The following is a 13,504-nucleotide window of genomic DNA, read 5'->3' as shown; positions in this document are numbered from 1 at the left end:
AAGGCAACCGCTACCTCGACCAAGGTGGCGATACGGTCACCCGAATTGAAAAAGTCTCGGCCAGTAAAAATGGTGTGACAGCCTCAGTCAATAACAGCACGGGAATGATGACCATATCTGCTATTGGCGCACCTGCGGAGCAGGCGAGTGGTACCAATCAAGACAACTCAGATATTTCTGGCTCCAAGGTGGGCGGTAAAGGGTCAAAGAAAGTTAAAGCCGACTTCAGAATTGACAAAATTAAAGGCCATGAAGATGGCTGGGAAGACCCACATGATGCAGCTTTAGCATTTTATAAACAAAATGAAGATGCTTACCAGAGTACAGATAAAGACTCTGAGCTTATTGGATTTCTAATTAAGGCTGACAACGGAAATTACTATTTCACTAACGCTGTTGAAGTCCCTGCAACATTTGAGATGAGTGCAGCTATTAGAAAACCGAGTGGATGGATAACCATGGATACTTTACACACTCATCCCGGTGGACGAGGGAATCAAGAGGGATTTAGCAAGACCGATGCACAAGCTGTTTTAAGTGGCTCAACACCCGGATATTATGTCCGAACCCCTATAGGTGATGTCAGATTCATTAATAAGTCTATCGCCAAAAGGACTAGAACAAGGTGGGGAGCCAAAGGAAAATCCATATGCCCCGGAGGCTCACCATGCATGACCTCATACGGCTCCTCAAATTAAGGGGGAAATATGTCAAGTTTAATAAAGATAACATTTGTTTCTTTCATATTGATTTCAGCGGGATGCGTAATGGCCGAGCACTATAAAAGAACGTCCGAACTGTTACCTGAAGCACCACCAAGAATCACTATTGCTGGCGACAACTCCGTAGTGAGGAGCAAAGACAGCAACACCTCAGGAGAGTTTTCAAAACTTACAGTGACACCAAGAGTAATTGGGGATGAATACTGGAAGCCAAGTGGACTGCACGAAGCTGCTTTGGAATTAAGCAAAATGCTTCCTTCAGAGTTCATGCGTAGATTTTCAAAATACTATGGACTTAAAGAGAAACAGGAAGCTTTAGATGGGTATTCTCAGGATGATGGCATAGAGCAGCGGCTATATGACCTTGACCAATACCTAATAAGTATTTGGGAGTTAGATTCAAACTCGAATTTAGCTAGACAGTTTCAATGCATGGGGATTTTTGAAAGAGACCTTCATCGATTTTACGTTTTGTGGGCTGGAATGCAGTCAGAGGAAAACAACCTACCTATAGATGCTGAAGTTTGGGCAGAATACCTTAACTTAAAGCAGCACATTGAAAATAAGTGTAATAATTAAACTGTAACAGCTTTTTGTACTCAGGATCCCTGAATCGCCACTGATTTCCTAGACACCTCTTAGTTAGATAAACTAACTGAAAAGAGAGGTGATTATGAGCGGTAAACGCTACCCCGAAGAATTTAAAATTGAAGCGATCAAACAGGTTGTTGAACGCGGCCATTCAATATCTGACGTTGCCAAGCGGTTGGATGTCACAACGCATAGCCTTTATGCTTGGGTGAGAGGTCAGAGTTAGGCCATCTTACGGCCCAGAACTCAGACAAGACGGGACCTCGGATGGAGAAAGACGCTGATATGTTTTACTTTAGAAATTTCAGAGGGAATTAAGATGCGGAGTTTCATCACTTTCATTGCTTCACTAGTCCTATTAGGACACAGTACAAATTCTATTGCTGAAGAAATCGCATACACTGAATTGTCGAGATATCAAGCCGAACAAAAGGATTGGCCGTTTACTAGACAACATTCGGTAGATATTGAGCTTGAAACTGAAAGTACGGGGTTAATTATTTCGGATCATAAGGTTTTGTTTTCGATAGAACAAAAGGTCACCCCATATCAACATGGTGAAATTGAAAATTGTGATGGTTATAAAGATATTTGTTTAACTTTATACGATGAATTCAAGTTTATGTTGCCAAAAGATTTTGCATTTGATTTGGTAAGTTATTGGTCATGGCATGATTACCATTTTAAGGCAATGGAAACTCGTTCAATGATGTTGCTCGGTAAGCAAATGGAGCTCACAGAAATAGTCGGTATCAACTCTAAAAATAGGGATATGAACGTTACCTTTTATGTAAATGAAGAGCTCGGGTTAGTATATTTTAGCGTCGCATCGAGTAAACCTATGATGACTTTTATGTTAGCAGGAAACACGGGATTGTGGGCGAGTAACGAAGTTAAGTCGAACTGAATTTCTTCAAGAGTTTTGTGAGCACTAACCGGCCACGCTGAGTGATTTAATCGGTGGTACGCCGATAACCCAGCGCAGCTTTACCGACCATGAGCACCTAGATGATGCGCAGCTGATTCATATGAACGGGCGGGTGTACGATTATAACTTGGGGAGATTCCTCAGCGTAGACTCATTTATTCATAACGAAGGTGGTAGTCAGGGTATTAACCCGTATTCATATATAATGAATAATCCGCTGGCAGGTGTAGATCCCACGGGCTATGACCCGGCACAGTCTAGAGGCGCGTCTTTTGCCGCAATGGACGGAAAGAAAGGAAATGGTCGAAGAGGAAGGCAGTAAAGCAATGGTGCGGAATCTAGTCAGTCCGCAAGTGGTTCAAAGCCTGAATCGACAACAGATATTGGTGGTCAGCAATCAATAAGCAAAGGAGGGCCTGTTAAAGCCGGAGATACAGGAAGTTACGGGGATTTAAAGGCACAAAAGAAACAACATGGTGAAACAGAGCCTTTGGATATGGATCACCAGCCATCCTACAAAGCACAAGAAAAAGCTGCGGAAAGAGATTTAGGAAGGGCGTTGACTACAGCGGAAAAGAACACTTTGAAGAACAATACACCTGCTGTTACCTCTCCTAAAGAAGTGCACCAGAATACTAGTCCTACTTATGGTGGAAGGAATACAGCTGCACGTAGTGATGCAGACTCTAAGGATCTTGCAGGTGCAGCTAAAAGAGATAAGCAAATATTTGATGATGCAATGAAGGAGAGGCAGTAAAAGCCATGAAGCTATCGAGTTTTATCGGGAAGAGCATCGATTCACTATTAGAAAAAAAACCATTTTCAGATTGGAATTTGGAGAAATCATTAGATGACGAAGGTGAAGAGTTACTTTATCACTATGCTTTTATCGAAAATGGTCTTGAAGTGCGATGCAATGAAGACCTAAAAATCTGTGTAATATTCATTAATTCTAGTGAATATGGTGGGTTCAAAGAGGAATTTGAAGATGCGCCTTTGACTTCGGAGAAAAGTGAAGTCATAAATGGTTTTGGTGCTCCAACTATGTCAAGTGGCCCCGTTGATCATCCTATACTGGGTCGCTCAGGTGCTTGGGATCTGTTTGTACTTGATGACTTTGCAATTCATTTTCAATACAAAATTGGGTCAGAAAAGATAGAGCGTATTACTATCATGAACCATGACTCTTTACCGTATCAGGAAGATTGAATATTACTTTAGTATTTGTTATCTAAAGCCCACACTCGTGGGCTTTGTTGTATCGAAAGCTAGGCTACCAACTCGTTATCGTTGGACTGCTCAGCCTGTTTACTGGCTTCCTGTTGTGCCTCTTGCTCAGCAATGTACTCACTGGCCATGGCCTTGTGCTTATTGATGCTCATGCAATGCGTATAACAAGCCGGTTTTAATTCAAAGCGCCACAGCCACACAAAGCTTCGCTTACGGCCCGAACTTAGGCCGCTATAAGCAGGTGCATTCGAGTTTGGCGGGGGTGCGCACCACCCATTATATTGATAAGCTGCTGGAGGTAATACGCCAAGGGGATTCTGCGACCTATAAGCTTTATATTGGTGAGACGGCTATCCTTACCTATTCAACGCTATTGGGGGTTGAAGATGCGCCACCAACGCTGCATTATACCTTACGTGACCGGTTAGGCTCGGTGGTCAGTGTGGTGGATGACAGCAACACCGTCATCGAGCATCGCAGTTATGACCCATTTGGGAAACCGCGGCAGGGCAGCTTGGTGAGCAGCAGCCCGGCCACGCTCAGTGATTTAATCGGTGGCACACCGGTGACGCAGCGCGGCTTTACCGACCACGAGCATTTAGATGATGCGCAGCTGATTCACATGAACGGGCGGGTGTACGATTATAATTTGGGGCGTTTTTTAAGCGTTGACCCGTTTATCCAAGCCCCCGGCAATAGCCAAAGCTTGAACCCGTATTCGTATATCATGAATAACCCGCTGGCGGGGACGGATCCGAGTGGGTATTTATCCTGCAGCGCAGAGCAAACTGTTGGAGAGTGCGGTTTAGAGGCTGGAGGTACTGCTGATATTGTCGATAGTGATGGCAATAGCTTAGGCACGGCGACACTTAGCGAAGATGGTGAGACATTAACCACCAGCGGTAATAATGGCGTCAATGCAACGATCACCGGAAAGGTGAGTAATGGTGTTGTGTTTACCCTTGAGCTACAAAATAAACAAGATATCGGCAGTCAAAGCCATGCAGCACAGGGGGCGGTGAAATTAAATTTATATAGTGGTAGTGAGGCTGGTGATGGAACTGGAGAGCCAGATCCAGAAACAATTAGCGACGATGTCTCAATGCGACAAGATCTGACTCCCAAAAGCAATAAACTGCAATTAAAAAATGGTGAATTAACGATAACCATTAACGTATATAACAGTGAATTTTCTGGGCTAGACGATGAATATCTAGACAAGGCGTTATTGGATATTTCATCTGCCTATTCCGGACATATTGCTGGTAATAAGTATCTTAAATTAAAGCTTGTGCGTATAAGCGAGATTCATAATGCTGATTTAGTGATAGACATCTGTGGTTATCTCTGCAGAAAAAGTCTTAATGGGCAGCAGCTTCCAGAAAAAGCTCGAGCCTTCGTAGTGGGCGTCGGGCGAGGAGATCAGATTTATCTGACACATAATTATATTTCTGGTGTTAAAACATTGGAACACGAAATTGGTCACTATTTAGGTCTCCACCATCAACCTAATAAATCCAATAGTGTGATGTCTTATTCCAACGAGAGAGCTGTAAGTCATTCTGACAAGGAAAGAATTTACGATGCGTATAAATCACTATTTTAGTATTTTTCTTATTTTCGGTCTGCTAGTACAGCCCGTCTGCGGGGAAGAAACAGACTCTGAGTATTCTAGTTTAACCAAAATCGACTATGTTCGTTTAAGCACGACTACGGCTTTGAATCGACTTATATACTCTGATAATGGCCTTACCGAACATCTTGAAGGAACACTCGTTAGTTTGCGGCAGAGGGAAGACGATTGGTGCTTTTATAATATTGCGGAACTTTATGCAGGTGTGAGGGAAAATGGTTCAGTTTGGAGTCATTCAAGAACACTAACGACCGGTGTTAAAATGAGCGCAGAGTGTTCGCTGAATGACCCTGATGGAGAGCGAGTTGTAATTACTGAAGAAATAATAGAACTTGAGGAATTCATCAAACTCAACAGTATAATCCAGCGACATATTGAGTCCGATGCACTGAGTATGAGAATAGAAAAAGAATTAGGTCACTCAATAAGTTCAGAGGAAATTTATTCTATATTAACTCGCATAAATGTAACCCCCTTCGGCTTTCGTAGTGAACATAGTTCCACAGAGCGTTTGATAAAGGTTAATTGGATTAAGGTTAACGATGGATATGAAATAAAAAGTGTAGAAAGTCATTAACGGGCTCATTTTAGCGTTAAACCGAGCTCTACGTTGACCCGTTTATCCAAGCCCCCGGCAATAGCCAAAGCTTGAATCCGTATTCGTATATCATGAATAACCCGCTGGCGGGGACGGAGCCGAGTGGGTATGTAGCTGAGTGTGCTGAAGAAGGTGGCAGTTGTGAGGAAACAGTCACGCCTGAAGTCGGCGATAGAATCCTCGAAGATAAAGACGGGAATCGCTACTTGGATCAAGGCGGGGATACCGTCAGCCGCATTGAAAAAGTCTCTGCAACAAAAAATGGCGTGACAGGCTCTGTCAATGTCAGCACGGGAATGATGACAATTTCAGCTATTGGCGCGCCTGCGGAGCATGCGGGGCCTGTTAGTTCTAATCCGAATGAAAGAGCTGGATCCGGTGATGCTAATTATTTTATCGAGTCTGATAGACGAGCGCTCGATAGTGCATTGGATACGGTTAATACTGCCAGAGAACAATTGACTCCATTTGGGACAGAACTTGAAGCTGTTACTTGGTTGAATGAAAATGCTGGCGATTTACAAGACAAATATGGCGCTGAAGTTGGCGCCATCATTGCAAAAGTTTATGGGGAACGGACAGGGTTTCGAATCGGTGTCATCGTAACATCCTACCATTCAAATTATGTTAGTTTGAGTACATCCGTTATCAAGCTTGGAAAAATGGAATTTTTGGATAGCTCAATCAAAAATATGGCTCATTGGCATACACACACCTCTGGAAGCTTTTATTCATCATGGGGAATTTATCGAGATAGCCACACTAGTGTTTATCGTGATTACGTTAGTTCTGTCGGAATAAACGGGAGAGCAAATTTGAGTCTCTATGATGCTCCTGCAATACGAGCGACTCAATTGCCGATTACAATTGAAACTTTTCGTCAAGCTACAAGTTGTTTAATTGGAGATTGCAGGTGAAATACTTATCCGTCATTTTAATTTTTTGTCCATTTCTCGTACTAGCCGATGCTCGATATGGATATGATATGATTAGCTTTTATCAATTACCTGACGTAGATAACCAAAAGGAAATTGCTATGAAAGGCTACTTGTTGAAAGATGAAGGATTGTTTTATTTTTGTTCAGATATGGACTCCTGCTACAGTCGGGGAAAGAATAGGCTTCAATTAATAATTAATGACAAAGACCAAGAATACTTTAATGATATCAATCACTGTCATGTAGCATTAGTTGGAAAGTTTAGAGGGCTTGAAGAAAGTCAAACGCATTGGCCATTTATGGGTTATTTTGAAGTTTTAAGAATATCTGGCTTTGACTTTAGTCCTGACTATCATTTAATTAACAAAAACTGTATCGCTTATAATATTCGAGAATAATCCTGAGAATACGTTCCGAAGAAATCACTTTCATTTACGGCGGGCGATGAAGCCGAGGGAGATAATGGCGTTGTAGCGGAAGAGGGCGACTTCAACGTGCAAACTGAGGCCGGTCAACTCAACGCAGATCATGTGAATGCAGTATGGTACAGCGATATTTCAGGCGATACCCAATGGGATTTTAATGAATCAACCTTTGCGAAAGCAAAATATCAGCAAGGCGAAAACATGGGCTTTAATGGAAAGCGGATGTTAGATTTGTTACCAGGAGGTGAAGGTTTTGACCTGACACGCGCCAGTCAGGCGCAAAAAGAAGCTTATGCAGCGTTCGGCCCGAGTCAAAAGGGAGGACTGACCGCACTTAGTATGGTGATATCTCATGAATTGGCGCATGTGACGGAAGTTAATAGCCGTGCCTTACGAGAAGGTGAAGTAGCCAGTGAACTACGAAGTAAACTACGAGCTGAGCAAAGAGCTAGTATCGTTTACTTTCAGTTATTCGGAGACTCTCAATGAGACGATTTATCATGTTGATTATTTCTATTCTGTTAGTGGTTGTTGCCGCACCAACAAGAAGTAGTGAAACGATCATCTATGCGCCAATAAAGGTAGTGAGCTCAAACATCGATAACTTGGTTGAATATAATATTAAAGGGTTCCAGAGCTTTCACCGAAACAACGTTGAGGGCCAAGAGTTGTATGATTTTGGGGTCAATGATTTGGGCTTCACTATAAAAGGTGAGCAAGTCAACGACAGTGACTTCCATTTGAATCTGAAATATTGGCCTGAAATGCCGCCCGATTATGGGTTTTATTATGGGCATGTTGTTGAGTGTGATGGGCTGATGGGAAGGTGCTTAATCATCGAGGATAAGCTCAAGATATATCTACCGAATACTGATTTTATGTCTACTCAGGAGTACTGGGAATGGCGGGGATGTCAATATCGCAGCGAAAACGTTGTACATGGAGACATCATAATGGGGTACGAGATAGCACCTGGTGTGGAAATAGATGCTTACTGTCCTGACCATAAGAGTTATCAACATGCTCAGCTATTATATAGCAACGAGCATGGAATCATGCGGATTTCAATGTATACCGCCGGCTCAGACCCTGAGAAGGCTGGAGAAATTATAAATTTATTTTTAGTTAACCAGAAAGGCTTCCTCGCCCAAGATTAATGTTCAGTCAACAGGGCCCAATGCAGTACAAAGCATTGTTAAACCGGACAGCAGTGTGGCCTTTTACAGTTACGATGCGAACGGGAACTTATTGCAAGGAGGCGGCAATACGCTTACCTACAATGCGTATAACAAGCCGATTTTAATTCAAAGTGCCACAGCCACACAAAGCTTTGCCTACGGTCCCGATTTACGCCGCTATAAACAAGTGCATTCGAGTTTAGCGGGGGTGCGCACCACCCATTATATTGATAAGTTGATGGAGGTGATACGCCAAGGGGATGCAGCGACCTATAAGCTTTATATTGGTGAGACGGCTATCCTTACCTATTCAACGCTATTGGGGGTTGAAGATGCGCCACCGACGCTGCATTATACCTTACGTGACCGGTTAGGCTCGGTGGTCAGTGTGGTGGATGACAGCAACACCGTCATCGAGCATCGCAGTTATGACCCATTTGGGAAACCGCGGCAGGGCAGCTTGGTGAGCAGCAGCCCGGCCACGCTCAGTGATTTAATCGGTGGCACACCGGTGACGGAGCGCGGCTTTACCGACCACGAGCATTTAGATGATGCGCAGCTGATTCATATGAATGGGCGGGTGTACGATTATAATCTGGGCCGTTTTTTAAGCGTTGACCCGTTTATCCAAGCCCCCGGCAATAGCCAAAGCTTGAATCCGTATTCGTATATCATGAATAACCCGCTGGCGGGGACGGATCCGAGTGGGTATTTAATTGTTCAAGAGTCCGTTGATTGTATTGAAAATGTAGGAGTCTGCTCGGCGTTGCTCGCAGGACAACTTGTTACCGGTAGCGAAGCTGCCAATGTGGCCGTTGATAATGGTCAAACAGACACTACGAGCACTCCCCCGAAAGTCCAGCAAAATACTGAGGAAACACTTGCGCAGAGTGAGGCTTCAGAGTCAAACAATCAACGACCTGAATTTTATACTGATGATGAAGACCTTGAAGAAATAGTAGAGCAACTTAACACCCTTTCAGAGGAAGGGCAGTTTGATTCCGTTGGACATGACTTCACTGCCCCGGTAAAAATAGTACACGATCCCAAATTAGATTCGACGCCAGACCCTGTTACTGGAGATGATGGGTATATGGAGGTTAATGGCAATGAGCCCAATACGATTAGAGTGGGCGACAGAGCACTCAGCGATTTAAAAAGTGGTCGCTACAAGGGCTTACAGATTGGTCATGAATTGATACATATTCGCGACTTTGCTATCGGAGGTATCAGTCGGGCTCAGTCAGAGGTTAATGCGTATAACTGGCAGGCAGATAATATTCATCGTATCTATGGCAAACCTATTGGTCACGCTCAGACAGATTTAACGCAGCAATTCTATAGAACAATGGCAGAATCTTGGGAGAAGAAGTTAAATGAAGAGTAACTTAGCAAAATACGTCTTATATCTTACGCTTATATTGCTAGCTGGGCAGGTTACAGCGCAATCAATGCTGCATGTTAATAAAATAAAAGCAGGTGAAGCACTAATTGTTCATGCCGAGTTTACAGTTCTATCTGAAAAAGTTGCGATCGGTGGGTTAAACTTCGAGTTTTTTAATGCTGAAGACGTCGCTTTATATTGCGAAGATAACTTTAAACTTCTACAAAAAGAAAATGAAGATAACTATTTTTTAAGTGACGCTGGGAATGGGTTCCAATCATATATTGGGAATCGGAGTTTTCACCGACTTTGGCTTATAGAAACGCCTCATGAATTAATGGATTCAAGTTGTGCTGATCAGATTTTTTTTAAGGTTACAGGTAGTTATTCAGAGACATCTTACGAGCTAGAGACACCAGCACATAATTTTCCACTATTTCAGAATGCAGATGAAACGAACCGAACAGTTCGGGATTATCTATATTCCCTTAGACCAAGCGTTAACCCTCCTGTTAAAACAATGACGAAGACAAGAACATTTGCCGATAATGCGTTTATCGCCTTAACCTATTTTTATGATCTTTTTGAATTCACGAAAAATCCTGCGTCTATTGAAGGACCAGCAATGTTTCGTTGTATCGCAGATGAGAGTGGAGATGTCAGTGAATTCACTTGGCCATTAAGTGAGGTCACGAGAGCTGATGAGAAGTTTATGGGACGTACGGTCAGCATTATTCCAATCATTGTACCACCCGGCGAAGAACAGTTTTCAGGTTTGTCCCATTGTGAAGTCAGTTACTCGATTGTGACGAGTGCTTTTGGTGGGAATTCTCAAACAATCAATTTTGAATTGTTTTTTTGATAGGTTTTGAACTACAAAGACGGGGCAGCTTGGTGAGCACCAGCCCGCCCAAGCTCACTAATTTAATCGGTGGCACACCGGTGACGGAGCGCGGCTTTACCGACCACGAGCATTTAGATGATGCGCAGCTGATTCATATGAACGGGCGGGTGTACGATTACAATTTGGGCCGTTTTTTAAGCGTTGACCCGTTTATCCAAGCCCCTGACAATAGCCAAAGCTTGAACCCTTATTCGTATATCATGAACAACCCGCTGGCGGGGACGGACCCGAGTGGGTATGTAGCTGAGTGTGCTGAAGAAGGTGGCAGTTGTGAGGAAACAGTCACGCCTGAAGTCGGCGATGTAGTCCTCGAAGATAAGGACGGGAATCGCTATTTGGATCAAGGCGGGGTGACCTTTCCCCTGAAATAACACCATCTTATCGATGAAATTTCAGTTTCTGCGGAGGGTAGGTCAAATTTTTATGATTGGTAGTAAGCCTCGTTGGCATCTTTGCGCACCTTAGGCGATAATGTCCGCCATCTTTAAATTGCCGCAAAAATGGATAGCTCATGAAAGTCTTCAATAATGTGCTCGAAATGATCGGGCATACCCCGATGGTCAAAGTTTCTCACCTCGATACTGGCCCTTGTACGCTGTATCTGAAGATGGAGCTGATGAATCCGGGCGGTTCGATAAAAGACCGTATTGCGGTCAGCATGATCGAAACCGCTGAACGTGAGGGTAAGCTTAAACCAGGGATGACGATTATCGAGGCAACTGCGGGTAACACCGGGTTGGGCCTTGCTTTGGTTGCGGCGAGCAAAGGTTATCCACTGAAAATTGTGATGCCCGATAAAATGTCTGCCGAGAAAGTGAATAATCTCAAAGCTATGGGCGCAGAAGTTGTCCGAACCCGTTCGGACGTGCAAAAAGGCCATCCAGAATATTATCAAGATATGGCCGCCCGCATGGCAGCTGAAAATGGCTATTTCTATGTAAATCAATTTGCCAACGAGGCGAACGTTGCTGCGCATTATCAAGGCACTGGCCCAGAAATTTGGCAGCAAACTGAGGGTAAACTCGATGCCTTCGTTTGTGGTGTCGGTTCAGGCGGCACCCTAACTGGAATTGGCCGCTACTTACGCGAGCAAAATCCTAAAGTTGATTTAGTGCTGGCTGACCCCGATGGTTCAATTCTTGAGCCCCTTGTAAATCGTAACGAAACCGTTGAACCAGGCAGTTGGCTGGTTGAAGGTATCGGCGAAGATTTTATCCCTGATATTTGTGATATCACGCTGGCCAACAAAGCCTATGCAATAAGTGATGCCGAGGCTTTTAAAACGGCCCGTGAAGTACTGGTGAAAGAGGGCGTAATGGTTGGCTCTTCGAGCGGTACATTAATTGCCGCTGCCTTGCGTTATTGCCGCGAGCAAACCGAACCTAAAACTGTAGTGACCTTGGCTTGTGATACGGGTAACCGCTATTTATCGAAGCTGTACAATGATGAGTGGATGGCCGAGCGCGGCCTGTTAGAGGAGTAAGTCATGAGCGATCGTAAAGACTTAAAATTTGCAACCCGAGCAATTCATGGCGGGCAAGCCCCTGAGCCGACCACTGGCGCGGTCATGCCACCCATAGTGACCAGTTCGACCTATATTCAAGAAAGTCCAGGCGTGCATAAGGGCTTTGAATATTCGCGCTCACACAACCCTACGCGGTTTGCTTGGGAGCGCGCGGTGGCCAGTTTAGAAGGGGGCCAAGCTGGCTTTGCATTTGCCTCAGGAATGGCCGCGACATCGACTATTTTGGAGCTTCTCAACAGTGGCGATCATGTGATCGCAATGGATGACCTGTATGGTGGCACCTTCCGCTTATTCGATAAAGTTCGGGGCCGCTCAGCGGGGCTTAAATTTAGCTATATCGACCTTGCCGATACCGATGCGCTGATCGCCGCAATTACCCCGGCAACCAAGATGATCTGGGTCGAAACTCCAAGCAACCCAATGCTGAAGTTGGTCGATATCGAGGCGATTGTTGCGATTGCGAAAGCCCATGACATTATCGTGGTCGTGGATAATACCTTTGCAACACCGTTCAATCAGCGCCCACTCGAATTAGGTGCAGATATCGTAATGCACAGTGCCACCAAGTACTTGAATGGCCACTCGGATATGGTTGGTGGTATTGCAGTAGTTGGCGATCGCGCTGATCTAGTTGAGCAAATGGCGTTTTTACAAAACTCGATTGGAGCCGTGGCAGGTCCGTTCGATAGTTATCTTGCCCTTCGCGGAGTTAAGACACTCGCGCTGCGGATGCGCCATCATAACCAAGCTGCACTCGAATTAGCGCAATGGCTTGAACAGCATCCGCAGGTTGAAAAGGTCATTTATCCGGGTTTATCCAGCCATCCACAGCATGCTTTGGCAAAACGACAGATGGCAGGTTTTGGTGGCATGATCTCAATTTTGCTCAAAGGTGATTTAGAAAAAGCACGACGCTTCCTTGAAACCGTCGAAATTTTTGCCCTCGCCGAGAGCCTCGGTGGGGTTGAAAGCTTGATTGAACACCCGGCTATTATGACGCATGCATCAATTCCAAAAGAAAACCGTGAAAAGCTCGGGATCTTGGATAATTTTGTCCGAATTTCAGTCGGAATCGAAGACCTCGATGACTTAAAAGCGGATCTTGATAAAGCATTAAATGCATAAAAATCAATAGAATACCGATATTATTTGGGGTGCTTTTACATCCTAAATAATATCGGTTACTCTTTACCCACTATAACAATCAGAACAATATGGGATGATCCTATGCCGCTTAGCCTGTTTCTATTTCAAGGGTTATTAGCAGCGCTGTTGTTTTATATATTGGTTGGCCAACATCAGCGTCAACCATTGTGGAATATGCTGACCTTTTTAGTTGCTGGAATGGTGCCCCCGTTAAACTGGGTGCTGTTACTAGTGTGTGTTGGGTTGCGCCTATGGCGTCAACCGAGCCCTGCGGTGACCGCCAAAAACTAACCTCTCAAGCA

Annotated in this window: 18 protein-coding genes and 1 pseudogene; all 19 read left to right on the top strand. The window is 44.3% G+C overall.

The window, feature by feature from the left end; genetic code table 11:
* Positions 1 to 698, top strand: a 698-nt coding sequence (locus CWI83_RS10565) for a DUF4329 domain-containing protein (RefSeq protein WP_157980375.1), incomplete at its 5' end; no start/stop codon positions are given.
* Positions 699 to 707: 9 nt separating this feature from the next.
* Positions 708 to 1,301, top strand: coding sequence for a hypothetical protein (locus CWI83_RS06730; protein ID WP_157980374.1), 594 nt, complete (start codon positions 708 to 710; stop codon positions 1,299 to 1,301).
* A 94-nt stretch (positions 1,302 to 1,395) separates the two neighbouring features.
* Positions 1,396 to 1,527 (top strand): annotated as a pseudogene (locus CWI83_RS06725) (transposase); the annotation flags it as partial.
* A 105-nt stretch (positions 1,528 to 1,632) separates the two neighbouring features.
* Positions 1,633 to 2,220 carry a hypothetical protein gene (locus CWI83_RS06720; protein ID WP_126827384.1) on the top strand — a complete coding sequence of 196 codons (588 nt, stop codon included), beginning with the start codon at positions 1,633 to 1,635 and terminating at the stop codon, positions 2,218 to 2,220.
* Between the two features lie 37 nt (positions 2,221 to 2,257).
* The gene (locus CWI83_RS10660; protein ID WP_338053323.1) at positions 2,258 to 2,563 is read left to right on the top strand and encodes an RHS repeat-associated core domain-containing protein; all 306 of its coding nucleotides are present in this window, start codon (positions 2,258 to 2,260) and stop codon (positions 2,561 to 2,563) included.
* 174 nt (positions 2,564 to 2,737) lie between these two features.
* Complete coding sequence (locus CWI83_RS06710) at positions 2,738 to 2,998, top strand: hypothetical protein (protein WP_126827382.1); 261 nt, start codon at positions 2,738 to 2,740, stop codon at positions 2,996 to 2,998.
* Positions 2,999 to 3,003: 5 nt separating this feature from the next.
* Positions 3,004 to 3,450 (top strand): hypothetical protein, encoded by a 447-nt coding sequence (locus tag CWI83_RS06705; protein ID WP_126827380.1) that lies wholly within the window; start codon positions 3,004 to 3,006, stop codon positions 3,448 to 3,450.
* 283 nt (positions 3,451 to 3,733) lie between these two features.
* Positions 3,734 to 5,077 carry an RHS repeat-associated core domain-containing protein gene (locus tag CWI83_RS06700; protein WP_241969901.1) on the top strand — a complete coding sequence of 448 codons (1,344 nt, stop codon included), beginning with the start codon at positions 3,734 to 3,736 and terminating at the stop codon, positions 5,075 to 5,077.
* Positions 5,055 to 5,681, top strand: a complete 627-nt coding sequence (locus tag CWI83_RS06695) for a hypothetical protein (protein ID WP_126827376.1) — start codon at positions 5,055 to 5,057, stop codon at positions 5,679 to 5,681. Before CWI83_RS06700 ends, CWI83_RS06695 begins: the two co-directional genes overlap by 23 nt.
* A 92-nt stretch (positions 5,682 to 5,773) precedes the next feature.
* Positions 5,774 to 6,619: a hypothetical protein gene (locus tag CWI83_RS06690; RefSeq protein ID WP_126827374.1), complete on the top strand. Its 846-nt coding sequence runs from the start codon at positions 5,774 to 5,776 to the stop codon at positions 6,617 to 6,619.
* Positions 6,616 to 7,038 carry a hypothetical protein gene (locus CWI83_RS06685; RefSeq protein WP_126827372.1) on the top strand — a complete coding sequence of 141 codons (423 nt, stop codon included), beginning with the start codon at positions 6,616 to 6,618 and terminating at the stop codon, positions 7,036 to 7,038. The genes CWI83_RS06690 and CWI83_RS06685 overlap by 4 nt, the downstream gene beginning before the upstream one ends.
* 96 nt (positions 7,039 to 7,134) lie before the next feature.
* Positions 7,135 to 7,554, top strand: a complete 420-nt coding sequence (locus CWI83_RS06680) for a hypothetical protein (protein WP_126827370.1) — start codon at positions 7,135 to 7,137, stop codon at positions 7,552 to 7,554.
* Between the two features lie 11 nt (positions 7,555 to 7,565).
* Complete coding sequence (locus CWI83_RS06675) at positions 7,566 to 8,222, top strand: hypothetical protein (protein WP_126827368.1); 657 nt, start codon at positions 7,566 to 7,568, stop codon at positions 8,220 to 8,222.
* Between the two features lie 55 nt (positions 8,223 to 8,277).
* Positions 8,278 to 9,630, top strand: coding sequence for an RHS repeat domain-containing protein (locus CWI83_RS06670; protein WP_126827366.1), 1,353 nt, complete (start codon positions 8,278 to 8,280; stop codon positions 9,628 to 9,630).
* Complete coding sequence (locus tag CWI83_RS06665) at positions 9,620 to 10,489, top strand: hypothetical protein (RefSeq protein ID WP_126827364.1); 870 nt, start codon at positions 9,620 to 9,622, stop codon at positions 10,487 to 10,489. Before CWI83_RS06670 ends, CWI83_RS06665 begins: the two co-directional genes overlap by 11 nt.
* A gap of 32 nt (positions 10,490 to 10,521) precedes the next feature.
* The gene (locus tag CWI83_RS06660; RefSeq protein ID WP_241969888.1) at positions 10,522 to 10,902 is read left to right on the top strand and encodes an RHS repeat domain-containing protein; all 381 of its coding nucleotides are present in this window, start codon (positions 10,522 to 10,524) and stop codon (positions 10,900 to 10,902) included.
* 140 nt (positions 10,903 to 11,042) lie between these two features.
* Complete coding sequence (locus tag CWI83_RS06655; RefSeq protein WP_126827360.1) at positions 11,043 to 12,014, top strand: PLP-dependent cysteine synthase family protein; 972 nt, start codon at positions 11,043 to 11,045, stop codon at positions 12,012 to 12,014.
* 3 nt (positions 12,015 to 12,017) lie between these two features.
* The gene (locus tag CWI83_RS06650) at positions 12,018 to 13,181 is read left to right on the top strand and encodes a cystathionine gamma-synthase (protein ID WP_126827358.1); all 1,164 of its coding nucleotides are present in this window, start codon (positions 12,018 to 12,020) and stop codon (positions 13,179 to 13,181) included.
* Between the two features lie 102 nt (positions 13,182 to 13,283).
* The gene (locus tag CWI83_RS06645; protein WP_126827356.1) at positions 13,284 to 13,493 is read left to right on the top strand and encodes a hypothetical protein; all 210 of its coding nucleotides are present in this window, start codon (positions 13,284 to 13,286) and stop codon (positions 13,491 to 13,493) included.
* Positions 13,494 to 13,504 lie beyond the last annotated feature (11 nt).

Source organism: Pseudidiomarina taiwanensis, from assembly GCF_003987435.1.
Lineage (GTDB): Bacteria > Pseudomonadota > Gammaproteobacteria > Enterobacterales > Alteromonadaceae > Pseudidiomarina > Pseudidiomarina taiwanensis.
This window is presented reverse-complemented; position numbering and strand designations above follow the sequence as displayed.

What these genes read in the sequence shown, in the direction of transcription:
- CWI83_RS06730 (WP_157980374.1), top strand. Translation starts at nt 708, where the DNA reads ATGTCAAGTTTAATAAAGATAACATTTGTTTCTTTCATATTGATTTCA.
- CWI83_RS06720 (WP_126827384.1), top strand. Translation starts at nt 1,633, where the DNA reads ATGCGGAGTTTCATCACTTTCATTGCTTCACTAGTCCTATTAGGACAC.
- CWI83_RS06710 (WP_126827382.1), top strand. Translation starts at nt 2,738, where the DNA reads ATGGATCACCAGCCATCCTACAAAGCACAAGAAAAAGCTGCGGAAAGA.
- CWI83_RS06705 (WP_126827380.1), top strand. Translation starts at nt 3,004, where the DNA reads ATGAAGCTATCGAGTTTTATCGGGAAGAGCATCGATTCACTATTAGAA.
- CWI83_RS06695 (WP_126827376.1), top strand. Translation starts at nt 5,055, where the DNA reads ATGCGTATAAATCACTATTTTAGTATTTTTCTTATTTTCGGTCTGCTA.
- CWI83_RS06690 (WP_126827374.1), top strand. Translation starts at nt 5,774, where the DNA reads ATGAATAACCCGCTGGCGGGGACGGAGCCGAGTGGGTATGTAGCTGAG.
- CWI83_RS06675 (WP_126827368.1), top strand. Translation starts at nt 7,566, where the DNA reads ATGTTGATTATTTCTATTCTGTTAGTGGTTGTTGCCGCACCAACAAGA.
- CWI83_RS06665 (WP_126827364.1), top strand. Translation starts at nt 9,620, where the DNA reads ATGAAGAGTAACTTAGCAAAATACGTCTTATATCTTACGCTTATATTG.
- CWI83_RS06655 (WP_126827360.1), top strand. Translation starts at nt 11,043, where the DNA reads ATGAAAGTCTTCAATAATGTGCTCGAAATGATCGGGCATACCCCGATG.
- CWI83_RS06650 (WP_126827358.1), top strand. Translation starts at nt 12,018, where the DNA reads ATGAGCGATCGTAAAGACTTAAAATTTGCAACCCGAGCAATTCATGGC.
- CWI83_RS06645 (WP_126827356.1), top strand. Translation starts at nt 13,284, where the DNA reads ATGCCGCTTAGCCTGTTTCTATTTCAAGGGTTATTAGCAGCGCTGTTG.